We start from the raw sequence: 17,208 nt of genomic DNA, 5'->3' as shown, positions 1-17,208 counted from the left end.
GAAGCTCCAGGCGCCTTTGCCTGTATTCATCACGGTAGGGGGCCCGGGTTGATCGCCGTTGATCAGTGGGCTTTGTTGTAACTGGGATAAAGCAGGGACTGTGCCAACCCTGTTTCCTGTACTGGCCTCTTCGCGGGCACGCCCGCTCCCACAGGGTTCTCCACGTTTTTTCAGACCTGTGCAGTACCTGTGGGAGCGGGCGTGCCCGCAAGGAGGCCAGCACAGCAAGTGCACATTCCAAGTGCATCACTCCCCATCTTGGAGCACATCAATACACATCCCGCCGATACCGCCTGGCCTTGCCCAGCGCTTCGACATAAGCCCCCGCCGCCGCCGCATCCATCCCGCCATGCTCGGCCACGATGGCCCGCAACGCCGCATCCACATCCCTGGCCATGCGCTGCGCATCGCCACACACAAAGAAGTACGCCCCCGCCTCCAGCCACTGCCACAACTGCGCGCCCTGTTCGAGCATGCGCTGCTGCACGTAGACCTTCTCGGCCTGGTCGCGTGAAAACGCCGTGTCCAGCCGCAAGTGCCCTGCAGCCTGCCAAGCTTGTAGCTGCTCCTGGTAATAGAAATCGGTGGCCGCGTACTGCTCGCCGAAGAACAGCCAGTTAGCCCCTTTCGCCCCGCGTGCCTCTCGTTCTTCGAGGAAAGCCCTGAACGGCGCAATACCAGTGCCGGGGCCGACCATGATCACCGGCACGCAGTCATCCTCGGGCAGGCGGAAGTGCTTCGACACCTGCGGGAAGATGGCCACCTTCAGCGCCTGTGCACGGTCGGCAAGAAAGCTTGAACACACCCCTTTGCGCGCACCATAGCGCACCGTGGAAACGGTCAGGTGCACCTGCTCCGGGTGCGCCAGCAGGCTGGAGCTGATCGAATAGAGGCGCGGCTGCAACGGTTTGAGCAGGGCCAGCCAGCTGGCCAGCGGCAACTGCTGGGGGAAGGCGCGCAAGACATCGACCAGTTGCCGGCCCCACAACCAGTCCTGCAGCTCGGCCTTGCACTCGGGCTGCAGCAGGCGCTGCAGGTCCGGGGCATTGCTGGCGAAGGCCTGCAACTGCTGCGCGGTGACCTTGGCAATCTCCAGGTGCGCTTGCAGGGCTTCAGTCAGCGGCATGGCGGGCTGGCCTTTGAGCTCGACCATGGTTTGGCCATCGAGCTGCATCAGCGCCAGCAGTTCGTCGACCAGCTGCGGGCAGTTGCGCGGCCACACGCCCAAGGCATCGCCCGCGGCATAGGTGAAGCCGCTGCCACTCAGGTCGAACACCAGTTGACGGGTTTCCTTGCTGGCACCCGGGCCGTTGAGCAGGCGGTTTTCCAGCAAGGTGGCAGCCCAGGGTTGCTGCTTGCTGTAAGCCGCCACGGGCGTAGGCTTGGTGACCGGTTGCGGTGCGGCGGCACTGCCCAGCATGGGCAGCAGCGCATCGAGCCAGGCAGCGAAGGCGTCGTCGAAGTCCGGCTCGCAGTCCACCCGTTGCAGCAGGCGCCGCCCACCCAGCTCGGCCAGACGTTGGTCAAGCTTGCGGCCAAAGCCGCAGAACTGGTCGTAACTGGAGTCGCCCAAGGCCAGCACGGCATAGGGCAGTTCGGTGCAGTGGGCGCCCTCTTCCCCCTGCAAGGCGTGCCAGAACGCCGCCGCGCTGTCGGGCGCGTCGCCATCGCCAAAGGTGCTGGCGATCAGCACCACGCTGGCGGCGCCCTGCAACTGACGCGGGCTGACCGCGTCCATGCAGCTGAGCTGCACATCGAAACCGGCACTGCGCAACCGCTCGGCACAACGTTCGGCCAACAGCTCGCCGTTGCCGGTCTGGGAGGCCCACAACACTTGGTGCCGGGGTGCCGCCAACGCTGCATTGGGCAGCACCGCCGGCTGGGCGAACAGCCCGGCCAGCAAACCATCGACGAACAGCCGGCGGTTGCCGGCCAGCGGCGCACTGGCAGGCAGGCAGGGCACGCCCTCGGCGCGGGCCTGGTCGAGGCCCAGCAGGAAGCCTTGCAGGTAATGGCGCTCTTCCTCGGCCAGCACCGGGGCTGGCAGGGTGTCCAGGCCAAGCAGACGGGACAGGATAGCGGTCGGCATGCGAGCTGGCTCCGGAATGGCAGTGTTCAGATCAAGGGCTTCGATCCGCTCGCCAGCAACCCGCTCCAGGGTCACGGCACAGTGCTTGAACGCCGGCTGTAGCGACAGCGGATCGACCGTATCGCAGGTTACGGCGTTGATCGCCAACTGCTCGCCAGTGAGGTCGTTCCAGTGGAACGGAGCAAAGCAGTTGCCTGGCATGACCCGGTCGCTGATTCGCGCGGGCAACACGGCCTGCCCACGGCGCGAGCGTATGGCCACCTGGTCCTTTTCAGCGATGCCCAGCCATACAGCATCTTCAGGATGGATTTCGACGAAGGGGCCGGGCTCCAGCTTGTTCAGCGCCGGCACCTTGCCGGTCTTGGTCAGGGTGTGCCACTGGTGCTGTACTCGGCCGGTGTTCAGTACCATGGGGTAGTCGTCATCCGGCAAGTCCGGTGCCGGCAGCCAAGGTCGGGCGAAAAAACGGGCCTTGCCGCTGGCAGTCGGGAAGGCCAACGCCGGGCACTCGCCCTGGGCATCGTGCAGCAGCGCCTGGCTGCTGCCGTCGTTGCAATATCGCAGCGGGCTGCGCGGGTTGTCGCGGCCCGGGGCACAGGGCCACTGGCGCGGCTGTTCGCGCAGTTCGGCGTAGCCGATGCCACGCAGATCGTAGCCGGTCACCGGGTTGTGGAAGCGGCGGATCTCCTCGTACACCGCTTCGGCATCGGGGTAGTCGAAGGCGTCGGCGTAGCCCATGGCGCAAGCGACCCGGGCGATGATCTGCCAATCAGGCAGGCTCTGCCCAGGTGGTTCGACAGCGCGTGGCATCAGGGTGAGGTTGCGCTCGCTGTTGATCATCACACCCTCGCCTTCGGCCCACAGCGCGGCCGGCAGGAGGATGTCAGCGTAGTGGTTGGTCTCGGTGTCGAGGAAGGCATCCTGGGTAATCACCAACTCGGCCTGGCGCAGGCCGTCGATCACTTGCTGACGGTTGGCGACGCTGGCCACCGGGTTGCTGCAGATAACCCAGCACGCCTTCACTTCGCCACTTTTCATCTGCTCGAACAGCGCCACCGTACCCTCGCCGCCTTCGCTGCGCAGGCTGCCCGGCGCCAGTTGCCACTGCTGTTCGACGAAGGCGCGGTCTTGCGCTACCAGCGCCGAGCGCTGGCCTGGCAAGCCCGGGCCCATATAGCCCATCTCGCGGCCGCCCATGGCATTGGGCTGGCCGGTCAGCGAGAACGGCCCGCTGCCGGGGCGGCAGATGGCGCCCGTGGCCAGATGCAGGTTGCAGATCGCATTGGTGTGCCAGGTGCCATGGATGCTCTGGTTCAGGCCCATGGTCCAGCAGCTCATCCAGTTGCTGGCGCCGCCGATCCATTCGGCGGCCCTGATGATGTCGGCCTCGGCCAGCCCGGTGATGGCGGCCACGCGTTCAGGGGTGTAGTCGTCGAGGAAAGCCGGTAGTTCGTCCCAGCCTTCTGTGTGGCGGGCGATGAAGTCGGGGTTGGTGTGGCCGTTGCGCTGCAACAGATACAGCAGGCCGTTGAGCAAGGCCATGTCGCTACCGGGACGCACTTGCAGGAACAGGTCGGCCTTATCGGCGGTGGCGCTGCGCCGCGGGTCGACGACGATAAGCTTGGCGCCCGCCCTCACCCGGTCGAGCAGGCGCAGGAACAGAATCGGGTGACAGTCGGCCATGTTGGCGCCGATCACCAGAAATACGTCGGCTTGCTCGAAATCCTGGTAGCTGCCGGGTGGCCCGTCGGCACCTAGCGACAACTTGTAGCCGCTGCCGGCGCTGGCCATGCACAGGCGTGAGTTGGACTCGATGTGGCGAGTGCGGATAAAACCCTTGGCCAGCTTGTTGGCCAGGTACTGGGCCTCCAGCGACATCTGCCCGGACACGTATAGCGCCACGGCGTCGGGGCCATGCTGGTCGATGATGCCGCGCAGGCGCGTGGCGGCAGCGGCGATGGCCTGGTCGATGCCGGTACGCGCTGGCTGCTGGCTGCGCTGCTGGCGCACATAGGCATCTTCCATGCGGCCGGCGGCGGTCAGCGGCAGGTGTGCGGTGAGGCCTTTGGTGCACAGGCGGCCGAAGTTACTGGGGTGCAGCTTGTCGCCGCTGATCTTGCCGACCTTGCCATCGGCAACGCTCATGACGATGCCGCAACCGACGCCGCAGTAAGGGCAGACGCTGCGCACTTCGCTGTTGGCCATGGGCGGGCTCCTGTGGGAAACGCAAAAAGGCGCCGGCTGCCCCTGCTTGCTGGGCAAGCGGGGCAACACGGCGCCTTTGTCGTGAAGGTTTGTGGGCTGTCGACGTTGATAGCCCTGGGTAGCGGTAGATCAGCAATTAATGGGCCAGCTGTGCCTGCCCTTTCGCGGGTAAACCCGCTCCCACAGGATCACCACAGGTTTGCAGACTGTGCAGTCCCTGTGGGAGCGGGTTCACCCGCGAAGAGGCCGGCACAGGAGCGCACCATGCGGTGGCAACCCCGCACCCCGTGGCGCTATGCTGGGGCACATTCCAGCATGAGCCACTGCCCTCCCCCCATGTCCCAGGTGATTCTCAAGACCCCCGCCCAACTCGACCTGATGCGCCGCGCCGGCGAGTTGCTGGCCCAGGTGTTCGCCGACCTCGACAGCTTCATCCGCCCCGGCGTGACCACCATGCAGATCAACGACCGTGCCGAGGCGTTCATCGTCGGCACGCTCAAGGCCCGCCCGGCGAGCAAGGGCCAGTATGGTTTCCCCTATTCGCTCAACACCTCGGTGGACCATGTGGTGTGCCATGGCATGCCCAAGGTCGATGAAGTGCTGAAGGAAGGCTCAATCATCAACGTCGACATCACTCTGGAACAAGGCGGCTATATCGCCGACTCGTCGAAGATGTACAGCATCGGGCCGATCAGCGATGAGGCGCAGCGCCTGGTCGACACCACCTATGACGCGCTATGGAAAGGCATCGAACAGGTACGCCCCGGGGCGACGCTGGGTGATATCGGCCATGCCATCCAGACCCATGCCGAAGCGGCGGGTTACAGCGTTGTACGTGAGTATTGCGGACATGGCATTGGCCAGCAGATGCATGAAGGGCCTGAGGTGCTGCACGTTGGCCAGCGCGGGATGGGCATGAAGTTGAAGCCGGGGATGGTGTTTACCATCGAACCGATGATCAACCAGGGTGGGCGCGGGACGCGCACGCTGAAGGATGGCTGGACGGTGATTACCCGTGACCACAGCCTGTCAGCGCAGTGGGAGCATACGGTGGCGGTGACCGAGGATGGGTTTGAAGTGCTGACGTTGCGAGAAGAAGAACGTCGTAGCTGAAATTGCTACAGATCCTCTGTGGGAGCGGGTAAACCCGCTCCCACAGAGGCCAGGCGCAGAAACAAAAAAAGCGACCCTAAGGTCGCTTTCTTTGTTACTTCCGGGTGTTCAGTAGGCCCTGGAAGTGAAATATGGCGCAGCGGACGGGACTCGAACCCGCGACCCCCGGCGTGACAGGCCGGTATTCTAACCGACTGAACTACCGCTGCGCTAAACATCGAGTGGTGGGTGATGACGGGATCGAACCGCCGACCCTCTGCTTGTAAGGCAGATGCTCTCCCGGCTGAGCTAATCACCCATGTCTCTCGGTGTGGCGCGCATTCTACGGGCGACTTGACGCTCTGGCAAGCACTTATCGAACTTTTTGCAAATTTCGGCGAAACACCAAATCACAGGCACAAAAAAAGCGACCCTAAGGTCGCTTTCTCTGATACTTCCGGGTGTTCAGTAGGCCCTGGAAGTGAAATATGGCGCAGCGGACGGGACTCGAACCCGCGACCCCCGGCGTGACAGGCCGGTATTCTAACCGACTGAACTACCGCTGCGCTAAACATCGAGTGGTGGGTGATGACGGGATCGAACCGCCGACCCTCTGCTTGTAAGGCAGATGCTCTCCCGGCTGAGCTAATCACCCTTCGTCTCGGTGTGGCGCGCATTCTACGGACGGCCCTGTACCCTGGCAAGCACTTTTTTAACTTTTTTCAAAAAAAACCTCAGGCCTTTCAAAGACCTAGCGTTGCTACGCGCATCTTTACCTCCAGCAACCGCTACTGGCACTCCGACAGGGTTGGCCTGAGAGCACCGCTCGGAGAATAATGCCCGCCCTATGCATTAAGGAGAGATTGCCCCTCATGTGGTTCAAGAACCTGCTGACCTACCGCCTGACCCAGGAAGTCCCGTTCGAGCCTGAAGCGCTGGAAGCGGCCCTGGCCAGCAAGCCGGCCCGCCCCTGCGCCAGCCAGGAGCTGACCACCTATGGTTTCGTCGCGCCGTTCGGCAAGGGCGAAGACGCTCCCCTGGTGCATGTCAGCGGCGAGTACCTGCTGATTGCCGCGCGCAAGGAAGAACGCATCCTGCCCAGCAGCGTGGTCAACGACGCGGTGAAGGAAAAGGTCGAAGAGATCGAGACCGAGCAGATGCGCAAGGTCTATAAAAAGGAGCGCGACCAGATCAAGGACGAGATCATCCAGGCCTTCCTGCCGCGCGCGTTCATCCGCCGCTCGATGATCTTCGCCGCCATCGCCCCGCGCCTGGGCATGATCCTGGTCAACTCGGCCAGCGCCAAGCGTGCCGAAGACCTGCTGTCGACCCTGCGTGAAGTTATGGGCTCGCTGCCGGTGCGCCCGGCCACCGTGAAAATCGCACCGGTTGCCACCATGACCGAGTGGGTCAAATCGCAGGAAGCTGCCGAAGGCTTCTATGTGCTGGACGAGTGCGAACTGCGCGACACCGCCGAAGACGGCGGCATCGTGCGCTGCAAGCGCCAGGACCTGACCGGCGAGGAAATCCAGCTGCACCTGAGCACTGGCAAGGTTGTCACCCAGCTGGCCCTGGCCTGGCAGGACAAGCTGTCGTTCATACTGGATGACAAGATGGTGATCAAGCGCCTGAAGTTCGAAGAGCTGCTGCAGGAGCAGGCCGAACAGGATGGTGGTGATGAGGCTGCGCAGCAGTTCGATGCCAGCTTCCAGTTGATGATGATGACCTTTGCCGAATTCCTGCCGGTGCTGTTCGAGGCGCTGGGTGGGGAAGAGATTCCGCAAGGGGTCTGATGTGTTTTGAAATGCCGGTGCTGGCCTGGGAGTTATCCTCAGACAGTACTGGCCTCTTCGCGGGCTTGCCCGCTCCCCCAGGTACACCACCGTTTCTGAAGACTGTGGCGTACCTGTGGGAGCGGGCAAGCCCGCGAAGAGGCCAGTGAAATTCTTGAAGCTGTAAAATGGAAAAGGACTTGCCCCATGCGTGCCCTCGCCGCCCTCAGCCGCTTCGTCGGCAACACCTTCGCCCTGTGGGTGCTGGTGTTCGCCGTGCTGGCCTTCCTGCAACCGCAATGGTTCATCGCCCTGAAGGTGGCCATCGTGCCGCTGCTGGGCCTGGTGATGTTCGGCATGGGCCTCACCCTCAAGCTCGATGACTTCGCCGCCCTCGCCCGCCAGCCTTGGCGTGTGGCCCTCGGCGTGGTTGCGCACTTCGTGATCATGCCGGGCATGGCCTGGCTGCTGTGCCAGCTGTTCCACCTGCCGGCGGAAATCGCCGTGGGCGTGATCCTGGTCGGTTGCTGCCCAAGCGGCACGGCGTCGAACGTGATGGTCTGGCTGTCCAAGGGCGACCTGGCGCTAGCGGTGGCGATCGCTGCGGTGACCACCCTGCTCGCCCCGCTGTTGACCCCGGCACTGATCTGGTTCCTCGCCTCCGCCTGGCTGCCGGTGTCCTTCATGGACATGTTCTGGTCGATCCTGCAGTTGGTGATGCTGCCGATCGTGCTCGGCGTGTTGGCCCAACGGCTGCTTGGCGCCCGGGTGCAGGCGGCGGTGCAGGTGCTGCCGCTGGTGTCGGTGGTGAGCATCGTGATGATCGTGTGCGCGGTGGTGGCGGCCAGCCAGGCCAAGATCGCCGAGTCGGGGCTGCTGATCATGGCGGTGGTGGTATTGCACAACAGCTTTGGCTACTTGCTGGGGTACCTGACCGGCAGGCTGTGCAAGCTGCCGCTGGCACAGCGCAAGTCGCTGGCGCTGGAGGTGGGCATGCAGAACTCCGGGCTGGGCGCAGCACTGGCGGCGGCGCATTTTTCGCCGCTGGCTGCGGTGCCGAGTGCGTTGTTCAGCGTTTGGCACAATATTTCCGGGGCGCTGCTGTCGACCTGGTTCCGGCGCATGGGTGAGCCTGTGGCAGAAGCTGAAGGTGGGGAGCCGGCCAGGCATTGATGTTGCCTGCACTGCCGCTTTCGCGGGCACGCCCGCTCCCAAAGGGATTACCACAGGCCTGAACATTGTGCGGTCCTTGTGGGAGCGGGCGTGCCCGCGAAAGGGCCGGCAAAGGCTTGCCCTGAAACCTTCAGGTGTGCACCATGGAGCCCACTGCGAGGACGACCTCGCGACGCACCGCGTGACCACTCCGGGGACGGCCCCATCATTTACAACGATGGAGACGCTCCATGTCCTGGATCATCCTGTTCTTCGCCGGCCTGTTCGAGGTCGGCTGGGCCGTCGGCCTGAAATACACCGACGGCTTCAGCAAACCACTGCCCACCGTCCTCACCGTCGCCGCCATGGCCATCAGCCTGGGCCTGCTGGGCCTGGCCATGAAAGAGCTGCCGCTGGGCACCGCCTATGCCATCTGGACCGGCGTCGGCGCCGTTGGCACGGTGATCGCCGGCATCATCCTGTTCGGCGAGTCCATGGCCCTGGTACGCCTGGCCAGCGTGGCGCTGATCGTTACCGGCCTGGTCGGCCTGAAAGTCAGCGCCAGCTAACGCCCTCCCCTAGCGCAGGTCGCCGCGCAGGCGGCTGACCTGCTCACGCAACGCTTCTGGCTGCGCCGCTTCCACCGGGATGGCGGCGCCTGCCACGATGGTCACCCGCGACCAAAGGCGCTTGAGAAAGCCCTTGCCCGGGTCACGGCTGAAGAAGCTGCCCCAAAGCCCCTGCAACGCCAATGGAATTACCGGCACCGGGGTTTCTTCGAGGATGCGGTTGACACCACCCTTGAACACATCGATTTCGCCGTCCCCGGTCAGCTTGCCCTCCGGGAAGATGCACACCAGCTCGCCATCGGCCAGGTATTGGGCAATACGCGCGAAAGCACGCTCGTAGATGGCCAGATCTTCGTTGCGCCCGGCAATCGGGATGGCGCCTGCGGTGCGGAACACGAAGTTGAGCACCGGCAGGTTGTAGATTTTGTAGTACATGACAAAGCGTATCGGGCGGCGGATCGCCCCGCCCAGCAGCAGCGCATCGACGAACGACACGTGGTTGCACACCAGCAACGCCGCGCCTTCGTCGGGGATGCGCTCGAGGTCGCGGTGCTGCACGCGGTACATCGAATGGCTGAGCAGCCAGATCAGGAAGCGCATGGTGAACTCGGGCACGATCCTGAAGATATAGGCGTTGACCGCGATGTTGAGCAGCGACACCACCAGGAACAGCTGCGGGATGGTCAACTCGGCCAAGCCCAGCAGGATGATGGTGAGTACTGCCGACACCACCATGAACAGGGCATTGAGGATGTTGTTGGCTGCAATCACCCGAGCGCGCTGGTCTTCGGCGGTGCGGGCCTGGATCAGTGCATACAGCGGCACGATGTAGAAGCCGCCGAATACCCCAAGGCCGACGATCGACAGCAGGATCCACCAGGCCTGGCCCATGCCCAACAGCGTCAGCCAGTCGTGTGGCGCCGCCGCAGCCGGCACATCGCCGGAGTGCCACCACCACAGCAGGCCAAACAGGCTCAGGCCGAACGAGCCGAACGGCACCAGGCCGATTTCCACCTTGCGCCCACTCAGCCGCTCGCACAGCAGCGAACCCAGGGCGATCCCCACCGAGAACAAGGTCAGCACCAGGGTCACCACCGTGCCATCACCGTGCAGCCAGTCCTTGGCGTAGGCCGGAATCTGCGTGAGGTAGATGGCACCGACGAACCAGAACCACGAGTTGCCGACGATCGAGCGCGACACCGCCGGCGGCTGTCCCAGGCCCATGCGCAGGATCGCCCACGACTGCTTGAAGATGTTCCAGTCCAGTGACATTTGCGGTGAGGCGGCAGCGGCCCGTGGGATCCAGCGGCTGGCCAGGTAGCCGAGCACGGCGGTGCCGACCACACCGCCGGCCACCACGGTGGCATAGCTGTCGGCCGACATCATCACCCCGGCGCCGATGGTGCCGGCGAGGATGGCCAGGAAGGTGCCGGTTTCCACCAGGCCGTTGCCGCCGACCAGTTCTTCCTCGCGCAGGGCCTGCGGCAGGATCGAGTACTTCACCGGGCCGAACAGCGCCGAGTGGGTACCCATGCCGAACAGCGCCACCAGCATCAGCACCAGGTGGTTGGTGATGAAGCCGAGCGCACCGACCGACATGATCGCGATCTCGGCCAGCTTGATCGCCCGGATCAGCGCGTCCTTGGCGAACTTCTCGCCAAACTGCCCGCCCAGCGCCGAAAACAGGAAGAACGGCAGGATGAACAGCAAGGCGCACAGGTTGACCCAGATCGAACGGTCACCTTCGCCCAGGCTGAGCTTGAACAGGATCGCCAGGATCAGCGACTGCTTGAACAGGTTGTCGTTGAAGGCACCCAGCGACTGGGTAATGAAAAACGGCAGGAAACGCCGCTTGCCGAGCAAGGTGAATTGCGAGGAGTGACTCATCGTCCTTGGTCCTGAGGGCTTTTCAATTGGAGGCGCGTTGGGCGCGACAAGCCACAAATCTGCATGGGAAATGCGCTGGCTGGCAAGCGCTCGAGGATCTTGGAGGACTGTACCGGCCCTTTCGCGGGCACGCCCGCTCCCACAGGGATATCACATGCTTGAGGGCAGCGCCGTACCTGTGGGAGCGGGCGTGCCAGCGAAAGGCCTGCGCAGCAGGCCTCTGTTGGCATATGCTGCCCCCCGGCAAAACAGAACAACAAGGATGTGGTCATGCTCGCCGCCATAAAACGCTACCCGCACACCGTTCGCCTGCTGCTTACCACCACCTTCACCCTCACCGTCGCCCGCGCCCTTACCCTGCCCTACCTGGTGGTGTACCTGGCCGACAACTTCCAGCTGCCGATCAGCCAGATCGGCCTGCTGATCGGTGGCGCGCTGATCATCGCCTCGCTGCTGAGCCTGTATGGCGGCCATCTGGTGGATACCTTGCGCAACCACACACTGGTCAGCGCCAGCACCCTGCTGTTTGCCGTGGCCTTCGTCGGCGCGGTCGTCAGCAATTCGGCGCTGCTGTTCTTTCTCTGCCTGGTACTGATCAACCTGGCCCTGGCAGTGGTCGACATCGCCGCCAAGGCGGGCTTCTGCGCGTTACTGCCGGTGGAGGAACGAGCCGAAGTGTTCGCCATCAAGTACACCCTCAGCAACGTCGGCTACGCTGCCGGCCCGCTGCTGGGCGTGGCCATGCTGGAGCTGAACGACCATATGCCGTTCATCGCCTCTGCCCTGCTCGGCCTGGGTATGTGCCTGGCCTACTGGCGCCTGGGGGACCGCAACCTGCAGGCCAGTGCACCGGACAAGCCCGGGGTCGGTTTTGGCCAGGTGGCGCTGGGGCTGGCCCGTGACCGGCGACTGGTATGCTTCACCTTGGGCGGGGTGCTTAGCGCAGTGGTGTTCGGCCAGTTCACCGCCTACCTGTCGCAGTACCTGGTGGTGACCAGCAGCCCGGCCGAGGCAGCGCGCCTGGTCGGTTACCTGGTGACCACCAACGCGGTGACGGTGATTGCCCTGCAGTACCTGATTGGCCGACGCATCAGCCGCCAGCGCCTGATGCCCTGGCTGCTGGCCGGCATGGGCCTGTTCATCGCCGGGCTACTGGGCTTTGCCCTGGCCGGCTCGGCGCTGGCGTGGTGCCTGGCGATGCTGGTGTTCACCCTGGGCGAGATCATCGTGATCCCGGCCGAGTACATGTTCATCGACCTGATCGCGCCCGAGCACCTGCGTGGGGTGTATTACGGTGCGCAGAACCTGTCCAACCTCGGCGCGGCGCTGGGGCCGGTGATGGTGGGGTTTGCCCTGGTGCACCTGTGGCCGGGGGCGATCTTCTACCTGCTGGTGTTGTCGGTGATACTGGCAGGGGTGTTTTATTGGCTGGGTACCCGTAAAGGATGATGTTTGCTCTGCTGGCCTCTTCGCGGGTTCACCCGCGAAAGGGCCGGCACCGGTTAAAGAGAACCCTGCGACCACCTGCCACTGCGACCATCGTCTGCGCTGACGAAGCGGCACCTGCGTGCCAGACTGATTGATCGGGACCGCGTTATCTTTTTGCTTCGGAGTCTTCATGTCGTTGTCCAGCGGGCTGATCGCCGTGGTCGCCCTGGCCTATATGGCCATCATGTTCGCCATCGCCTTCTACGGCGACCGCCGCAGCACGCCGTTGCCGCCGAAGCTGCGTGCCTGGGTGTACAGCCTGTCGCTGGCCGTGTACTGCACCAGCTGGACCTTCTTCGGCGCGGTCGGCCAGGCCGCCGAACAGCTCTGGGCATTCCTGCCAATCTACCTGGGCCCGGTGCTGCTGCTGATCTTCGCGCCCTGGGTGTTGCAGAAGATGGTGCTGATCAGCAAACAACAGAACATCACCTCGATCGCCGACTTCATCGCCGCGCGCTACGGCAAGTCGCAATCCCTGGCGGTAGTCGTGGCGCTGATCTGCCTGGTCGGCGTGCTGCCGTACATCGCCTTGCAGCTCAAGGGCATCGTGCTCGGCGTCAACTTGCTGATCGGCGCCAATGCCGACGCCACAGGCACCCGCGTGCAGGACACCGCGCTGGTGGTATCGCTGGTACTGGCACTGTTCGCCATCGTCTTCGGTACCCGCAGCCTGGACGTGACCGAACACCACCGTGGCATGGTCCTGGCAATTGCCTTCGAATCGCTGATCAAGCTGCTGGCCTTCCTCGCCGTGGGCATCTTCGTCGTCTTCAACCTGTATGACGGCTTCGACGACCTGTTCAGCCAGGCCCGCCAGTCGATCCACCTGCAGGACTATTGGCAGGAGACCATCAACTGGCCGTCGATGGTGGTGCAGACCGCCGTGGCGATGATGGCGATCATTTGCCTGCCACGGCAGTTCCACGTCACCGTGGTGGAAAACATCGAACCCCAGGACATGCGCCTGGCGCGCTGGGTGTTCCCGATGTACCTGGCGCTGGCCGCGTTGTTCGTGGTGCCTATCGCCCTGGCCGGGCAGATGTTGCTGCCGGGCACGGTGATCTCCGATTCGTTCGTCATCAGCCTGCCGCTGGCCGAGGCGCACCCGAGCCTGGCCCTGCTGGCATTCATCGGTGGCGCCTCGGCGGCAACCGGCATGGTCATCGTCGAGGCCGTGGCGCTGTCGACCATGGTCTCCAACGACATGCTGCTGCCCTGGTTGCTGCGCCGTACCAACGCCGAGCGGCCGTTCGAGGCATTCCGCCACTGGATGCTCTCGGTTCGCCGGGTGACCATCGTAGTGATCCTGCTGCTGGCCTATGTCAGCTACCGCCTGCTGGGCTCCACCGCCAGCCTCGCGACTATCGGCCAGATCGCCTTTGCCGCCGTGACCCAGCTGACCCCGGCCATGCTCGGTGCGCTGTACTGGAAGCAGGCCAACCGCCGTGGCGTGTTCGCCGGCCTGGCCGCAGGTATTTTCCTGTGGTTCTACACACTGGTGCTGCCGATTGCCGCGCACAGCGTGGGCTGGTCGCTGCAGCTGTTCCCAGGGTTGGCGTGGCTGCACGGCAACCCGCTGAACCTGCCGATCAGCCCGCTGACCCAGGGCGTGGTGCTGTCGCTGGCGGGCAACTTCACCCTGTTCGCCTGGGTCTCGGTGCTGTCGCGCACACGGGTTTCCGAGCATTGGCAGGCCGGCCGCTTCATCGGCCAGCAGACCAGCGCCAGGCCCAGCAGCAAGCCGCTGCTGGCGGTGCAGATCGACGACCTGCTGACCCTGGCCTCACGCTTTGTCGGCGAGGAGCGCGCCCGGCAGAGCTTCATCCGCTTCGCCTACCGCCAGGGCAAGGGCTTCAACCCCAACCAGAACGCCGATGGCGACTGGATCGAACATACCGAACGCCTGCTGGCCGGTGTACTCGGCACCTCATCGACCCGCGCCGTGGTCAAGGCCGCCATCGAAGGCCGCGACATGCAGCTGGAAGACGTGGTGCGTATCGCCGACGAGGCCAGCGAGGTGCTGCAGTTCAACCGCGCCCTGCTGCAAGGCGCCATCGAAAACATCAACCAGGGTATCAGCGTGGTCGACCAGAACCTGCACCTGGTGGCCTGGAACCGCCGCTACCTGGAACTGTTCAACTATCCCGACGGGCTGATCAGCGTGGGCCGGCCGATTGCCGACATCATTCGCTACAACGCCGAGCGCGGCCTGTGCGGCCCGGGCGAGGCGCAGGTGCATGTGGCGCGGCGCCTGCACTGGATGCGCCAAGGCCGTGCGCACTCCTCCGAGCGCTTGTTCCCCAATGGCCGGGTGATCGAACTGATTGGTAACCCGATGCCGGGCGGTGGCTTCGTCATGAGCTTCACCGACATCACCCCGTTCCGCGAGGCCGAGCAGGCCCTGCGCGACGCCAACGAAGGCCTCGAGCAACGGGTGGCGGAGCGTACCCACGAGCTGTCGCAACTGAACCAGGCGTTGTCCGAAGCCAAGAGCCGTGCCGAAGCGGTGAGCCAGTCCAAGACCCGCTTCCTGGCCGCGGTCAGCCACGACCTGATGCAGCCGCTGAACGCCGCCCGGTTGTTCTCCGCCGCCTTGTCGCAGCAGGCCGAGGGCATGAATGAAGAAGCCCGGCAACTGGTACAGCACATGGACAGCTCGCTGCGCTCGGCCGAAGAGCTGATCAGCGACCTGCTGGACATCTCGCGCCTGGAAAACGGCAAGATCACCCCGGATGCCAAGCCCTTCGCCCTCAACGAACTGTTCGACACCCTGGGCGCCGAATTCAAGGTGCTGGCCGCCGAGAAGGGCCTGGAATTCCGCCTGCGCGGCAGCCGCCTGCGGGTGGACAGCGACATGAAGCTGCTGCGCCGGGTACTGCAGAACTTCCTGACCAACGCCCTGCGTTATGGCAAGAGCCCGATCCTGCTGGGCGCACGGCGCCAGGGTGAACAGTTGTGGCTTGAGGTGTGGGACCGCGGCCCGGGCATCGCCGACGACAAACTGCAGGTGATCTTCCAGGAGTTCAAGCGCCTGGACAGCCACCAGACCCGCGCCGAGAAGGGCCTGGGCCTGGGACTGGCGATCGCTGATGGCCTGTGCCGGGTACTTGGGCACAAGCTGGAAGTGCGCTCGTGGCCGGGCAAGGGCACGGTGTTCCGCGTCAGCGTACCGATTGCCCGCCAGGCCGCGCCGGTGCCCAGCGCCCCAGTGGAACAGGGTGGCCAGCCACTGGCCGGGCTGCAGGTACTGTGCGTGGACAACGAAGACAGCATCCTGATCGGCATGAACAGCCTGCTCAGCCGCTGGGGGTGCCAGGTGTGGACCGCGCGCAACCGCGCTGAATGCGAGGCCCTGCTAGCCAAGGGCATGCGCCCGCACCTGGCGCTGGTGGACTACCACCTGGACGACGGCGAGACCGGCACCGGGCTGATGGGCTGGCTACGCGCGCGCCTGGGGGAACCGGTGCCGGGCGTGGTGATCAGCGCCGACGGCAGCAAGGAAACCATTGCCATGGTGCATGCCTCGGGCCTGGACTACCTGGCCAAGCCGGTCAAGCCGGCGGCCCTGCGCGCCCTGCTCAATCGCCATCTGAGCCTGGTTCAGTAAGCGCTTCGTCCGGCAACGCCTCGTCGGACAGCGCCCGCTCCAGCAGGTCGGCCGGCAGGCTCTTGCTGGCGCGGGCGCCCAGCAGCTTCAGCTGTTCACTGCGGCTGACCAGGTTGCCGCGCCCTTCGCACAGCTTGTTGCGCGCGGCGGCATAGGCCTTGTCCACCTGCTGCAGGCGGTTGCCCAGTTCGTCCAGGTCCTGGATGAACAGCACGAACTTGTCGTACAGCCAGCCGGCACGCTCAGCGATCTCGCGGGCGTTCTGGCCCTGGCGTTCCTGCTTCCACAGGCTGTCGATCACCCGCAGGGTAGCGAGCAAGGTGGTCGGGCTGACGATCACGATCTGCCGGTCGAAGGCTTCCTGGAACAGGTTCGGCTCGGCTTGCAGGGCCGCCGAGAAAGCTGCCTCGATCGGCACGAACAGCAGCACGAAATCCAGGCTGTGCAGGCCTTCGAGGCGGTTGTAGTCCTTGCTCGACAGGCCTTTGACGTGGCTGCGCAGCGACTGCACATGCTGCTTGAGCGCAGCCTCGTCGTTGCCGGCGACGAACTGCTGGTAGGCGGTGAGGCTGACCTTGGCATCCACCACCACCTGCTTGTCACCGGGCAGCATGATCAGCACATCGGGCTGGAAGCGCTCGCCGTCGGCGCTCTTCAGGCTGACCTGGGTCTGGTATTCGCGGCCCTTTTCCAGGCCGGCATGCTCCAACACCCGTTCGAGGATCAGTTCCCCCCAATTACCCTGGGTTTTCTGCCCTTTCAGGGCCTGGGTCAGGTTGGTGGCTTCATCGGACAGGCGCAGGTTGAGTTGCTGCAGGCGCTCCAGCTCCTTGCCCAGCGAGAAGCGTTCGCGGGCTTCCTGCTGGTAGCTTTCCTCCACGCGTTTTTCGAAGGCCTGGATGCGCTCCTTGAGCGGGTCGAGCAACTGGCCGAGATGCTGCTGGCTGGTCTGGGCGAAGCGCTGCTCGCGCTCGTCGAAGATCTTGGTGGCCATGTCGGCGAACTGGGCGCGCAGCGTGTCGCGGGCTTCCTGCAGGTCTTCCAGGCGCTGCTGGTGGTTTTCCTGCTGCTCGCGCAATTCGGCCTCCAGGCGCGCGGACTGGGCCTCCAGGCGGCGCAGTTCGGCTTCGCGGTTGGCACGTTCGAGGTTCCAGGCGTGGGCAGCGTCACGGGCGTTGTCGCGGTCGATCTGCAGCAGTTCCAGCTCACGGCCCTGGGCGGCCAGCTGGGTCTGCTTGACGGTGTTGGCTTCGCTGAGGTCGCTGACCTCGTCGCGGCTGGCGTCCAGTTGCGCCTGCAGGCTGGCCTGAGCCAGCTGGGCAGCATTGAGGCGCTCTTCGAGCAAGG

9 protein-coding genes and 4 tRNA genes are annotated in these 17,208 nt (G+C 64.6%); 6 read left to right on the top strand and 7 right to left on the bottom strand.

Annotated features, from left to right (window positions below):
• Positions 1-268: 268 nt before the first annotated feature.
• Positions 269-4,294 carry a bifunctional nitrate reductase/sulfite reductase flavoprotein subunit alpha gene (locus A4C63_RS03955; protein ID WP_063911576.1) on the bottom strand — a complete coding sequence of 1,342 codons (4,026 nt, stop codon included), beginning with the start codon at positions 4,292-4,294 and terminating at the stop codon, positions 269-271.
• Between the two features lie 264 nt (positions 4,295-4,558).
• On the opposite strand from A4C63_RS03955, the gene map reads away from it, so the two are divergent.
• Entirely contained in the window at positions 4,559-5,407 is an 849-nt protein-coding gene (gene map, locus A4C63_RS03950; RefSeq protein ID WP_082888245.1) for a type I methionyl aminopeptidase, read from the top strand.
• A gap of 132 nt (positions 5,408-5,539) precedes the next feature.
• On the opposite strand, the gene A4C63_RS03945 is transcribed toward map, so the two are convergent.
• The 4 genes from A4C63_RS03945 to A4C63_RS03930 form a co-directional block, all read right to left on the bottom strand.
• A tRNA-Asp gene (locus A4C63_RS03945) sits at positions 5,540-5,616 on the bottom strand.
• Between the two features lie 13 nt (positions 5,617-5,629).
• A tRNA-Val gene (locus tag A4C63_RS03940) sits at positions 5,630-5,705 on the bottom strand.
• A gap of 170 nt (positions 5,706-5,875) precedes the next feature.
• Positions 5,876-5,952: transfer RNA gene (locus A4C63_RS03935), tRNA-Asp, on the bottom strand.
• A gap of 13 nt (positions 5,953-5,965) precedes the next feature.
• Positions 5,966-6,041, bottom strand: a tRNA-Val gene (locus A4C63_RS03930).
• A 217-nt stretch (positions 6,042-6,258) separates the two neighbouring features.
• Between A4C63_RS03930 and rdgC the strand changes: the two genes are divergently transcribed.
• The 3 genes from rdgC (at position 6,259) to sugE (ending at position 8,879) form a co-directional block, all read left to right on the top strand.
• The gene (gene rdgC / locus A4C63_RS03925) at positions 6,259-7,179 is read left to right on the top strand and encodes a recombination-associated protein RdgC (RefSeq protein WP_063911574.1); all 921 of its coding nucleotides are present in this window, start codon (positions 6,259-6,261) and stop codon (positions 7,177-7,179) included.
• A gap of 186 nt (positions 7,180-7,365) precedes the next feature.
• Positions 7,366-8,331 (top strand): bile acid:sodium symporter family protein, encoded by a 966-nt coding sequence (locus tag A4C63_RS03920; RefSeq protein ID WP_063911573.1) that lies wholly within the window; start codon positions 7,366-7,368, stop codon positions 8,329-8,331.
• A gap of 230 nt (positions 8,332-8,561) precedes the next feature.
• Entirely contained in the window at positions 8,562-8,879 is a 318-nt protein-coding gene (gene sugE / locus A4C63_RS03915; RefSeq protein ID WP_023379200.1) for a quaternary ammonium compound efflux SMR transporter SugE, read from the top strand.
• Between the two features lie 9 nt (positions 8,880-8,888).
• Here the strand turns inward: sugE and A4C63_RS03910 are convergent, their stop codons facing one another.
• Positions 8,889-10,766: an MFS transporter gene (locus A4C63_RS03910; RefSeq protein ID WP_063911572.1), complete on the bottom strand. Its 1,878-nt coding sequence runs from the start codon at positions 10,764-10,766 to the stop codon at positions 8,889-8,891.
• Between the two features lie 270 nt (positions 10,767-11,036).
• Between A4C63_RS03910 and A4C63_RS03905 the strand changes: the two genes are divergently transcribed.
• Together A4C63_RS03905 and A4C63_RS03900 are read left to right on the top strand one after the other, a co-directional pair.
• A complete protein-coding gene (locus A4C63_RS03905) occupies positions 11,037-12,215 on the top strand; it encodes an MFS transporter (protein ID WP_063911571.1) in 1,179 nt (392 codons plus the stop codon).
• A gap of 169 nt (positions 12,216-12,384) precedes the next feature.
• On the top strand, positions 12,385-15,861 hold the full coding sequence (locus tag A4C63_RS03900) for a hybrid sensor histidine kinase/response regulator (protein WP_063911570.1): 3,477 nt from the start codon (positions 12,385-12,387) through the stop codon (positions 15,859-15,861).
• Here the strand turns inward: A4C63_RS03900 and rmuC are convergent.
• The gene (gene rmuC, locus A4C63_RS03895; protein ID WP_172827482.1) at positions 15,833-17,206 is read right to left on the bottom strand and encodes a DNA recombination protein RmuC; all 1,374 of its coding nucleotides are present in this window, start codon (positions 17,204-17,206) and stop codon (positions 15,833-15,835) included. The two genes, A4C63_RS03900 and rmuC, sit on opposite strands and share 29 nt — an antisense overlap.
• Positions 17,207-17,208: the final 2 nt, after the last annotated feature.

Source organism: Pseudomonas sp. p21, assembly GCF_001642705.1.
GTDB lineage: Bacteria > Pseudomonadota > Gammaproteobacteria > Pseudomonadales > Pseudomonadaceae > Aquipseudomonas.
Note: the sequence above shows the minus strand (reverse complement) of the source record. Positions and strands in the feature narration are given on the sequence as shown.

Excerpts from the sequence above, each read along its gene's own strand:
- A4C63_RS03955 (WP_063911576.1), bottom strand. The coding sequence starts at position 4,294 with ATGGCCAACAGCGAAGTGCGCAGCGTCTGCCCTTACTGCGGCGTCGGT.
- map (WP_082888245.1), top strand. The coding sequence starts at position 4,559 with ATGCGGTGGCAACCCCGCACCCCGTGGCGCTATGCTGGGGCACATTCC.
- rdgC (WP_063911574.1), top strand. The coding sequence starts at position 6,259 with ATGTGGTTCAAGAACCTGCTGACCTACCGCCTGACCCAGGAAGTCCCG.
- A4C63_RS03920 (WP_063911573.1), top strand. The coding sequence starts at position 7,366 with ATGCGTGCCCTCGCCGCCCTCAGCCGCTTCGTCGGCAACACCTTCGCC.
- sugE (WP_023379200.1), top strand. The coding sequence starts at position 8,562 with ATGTCCTGGATCATCCTGTTCTTCGCCGGCCTGTTCGAGGTCGGCTGG.
- A4C63_RS03910 (WP_063911572.1), bottom strand. The coding sequence starts at position 10,766 with ATGAGTCACTCCTCGCAATTCACCTTGCTCGGCAAGCGGCGTTTCCTG.
- A4C63_RS03905 (WP_063911571.1), top strand. The coding sequence starts at position 11,037 with ATGCTCGCCGCCATAAAACGCTACCCGCACACCGTTCGCCTGCTGCTT.
- A4C63_RS03900 (WP_063911570.1), top strand. The coding sequence starts at position 12,385 with ATGTCGTTGTCCAGCGGGCTGATCGCCGTGGTCGCCCTGGCCTATATG.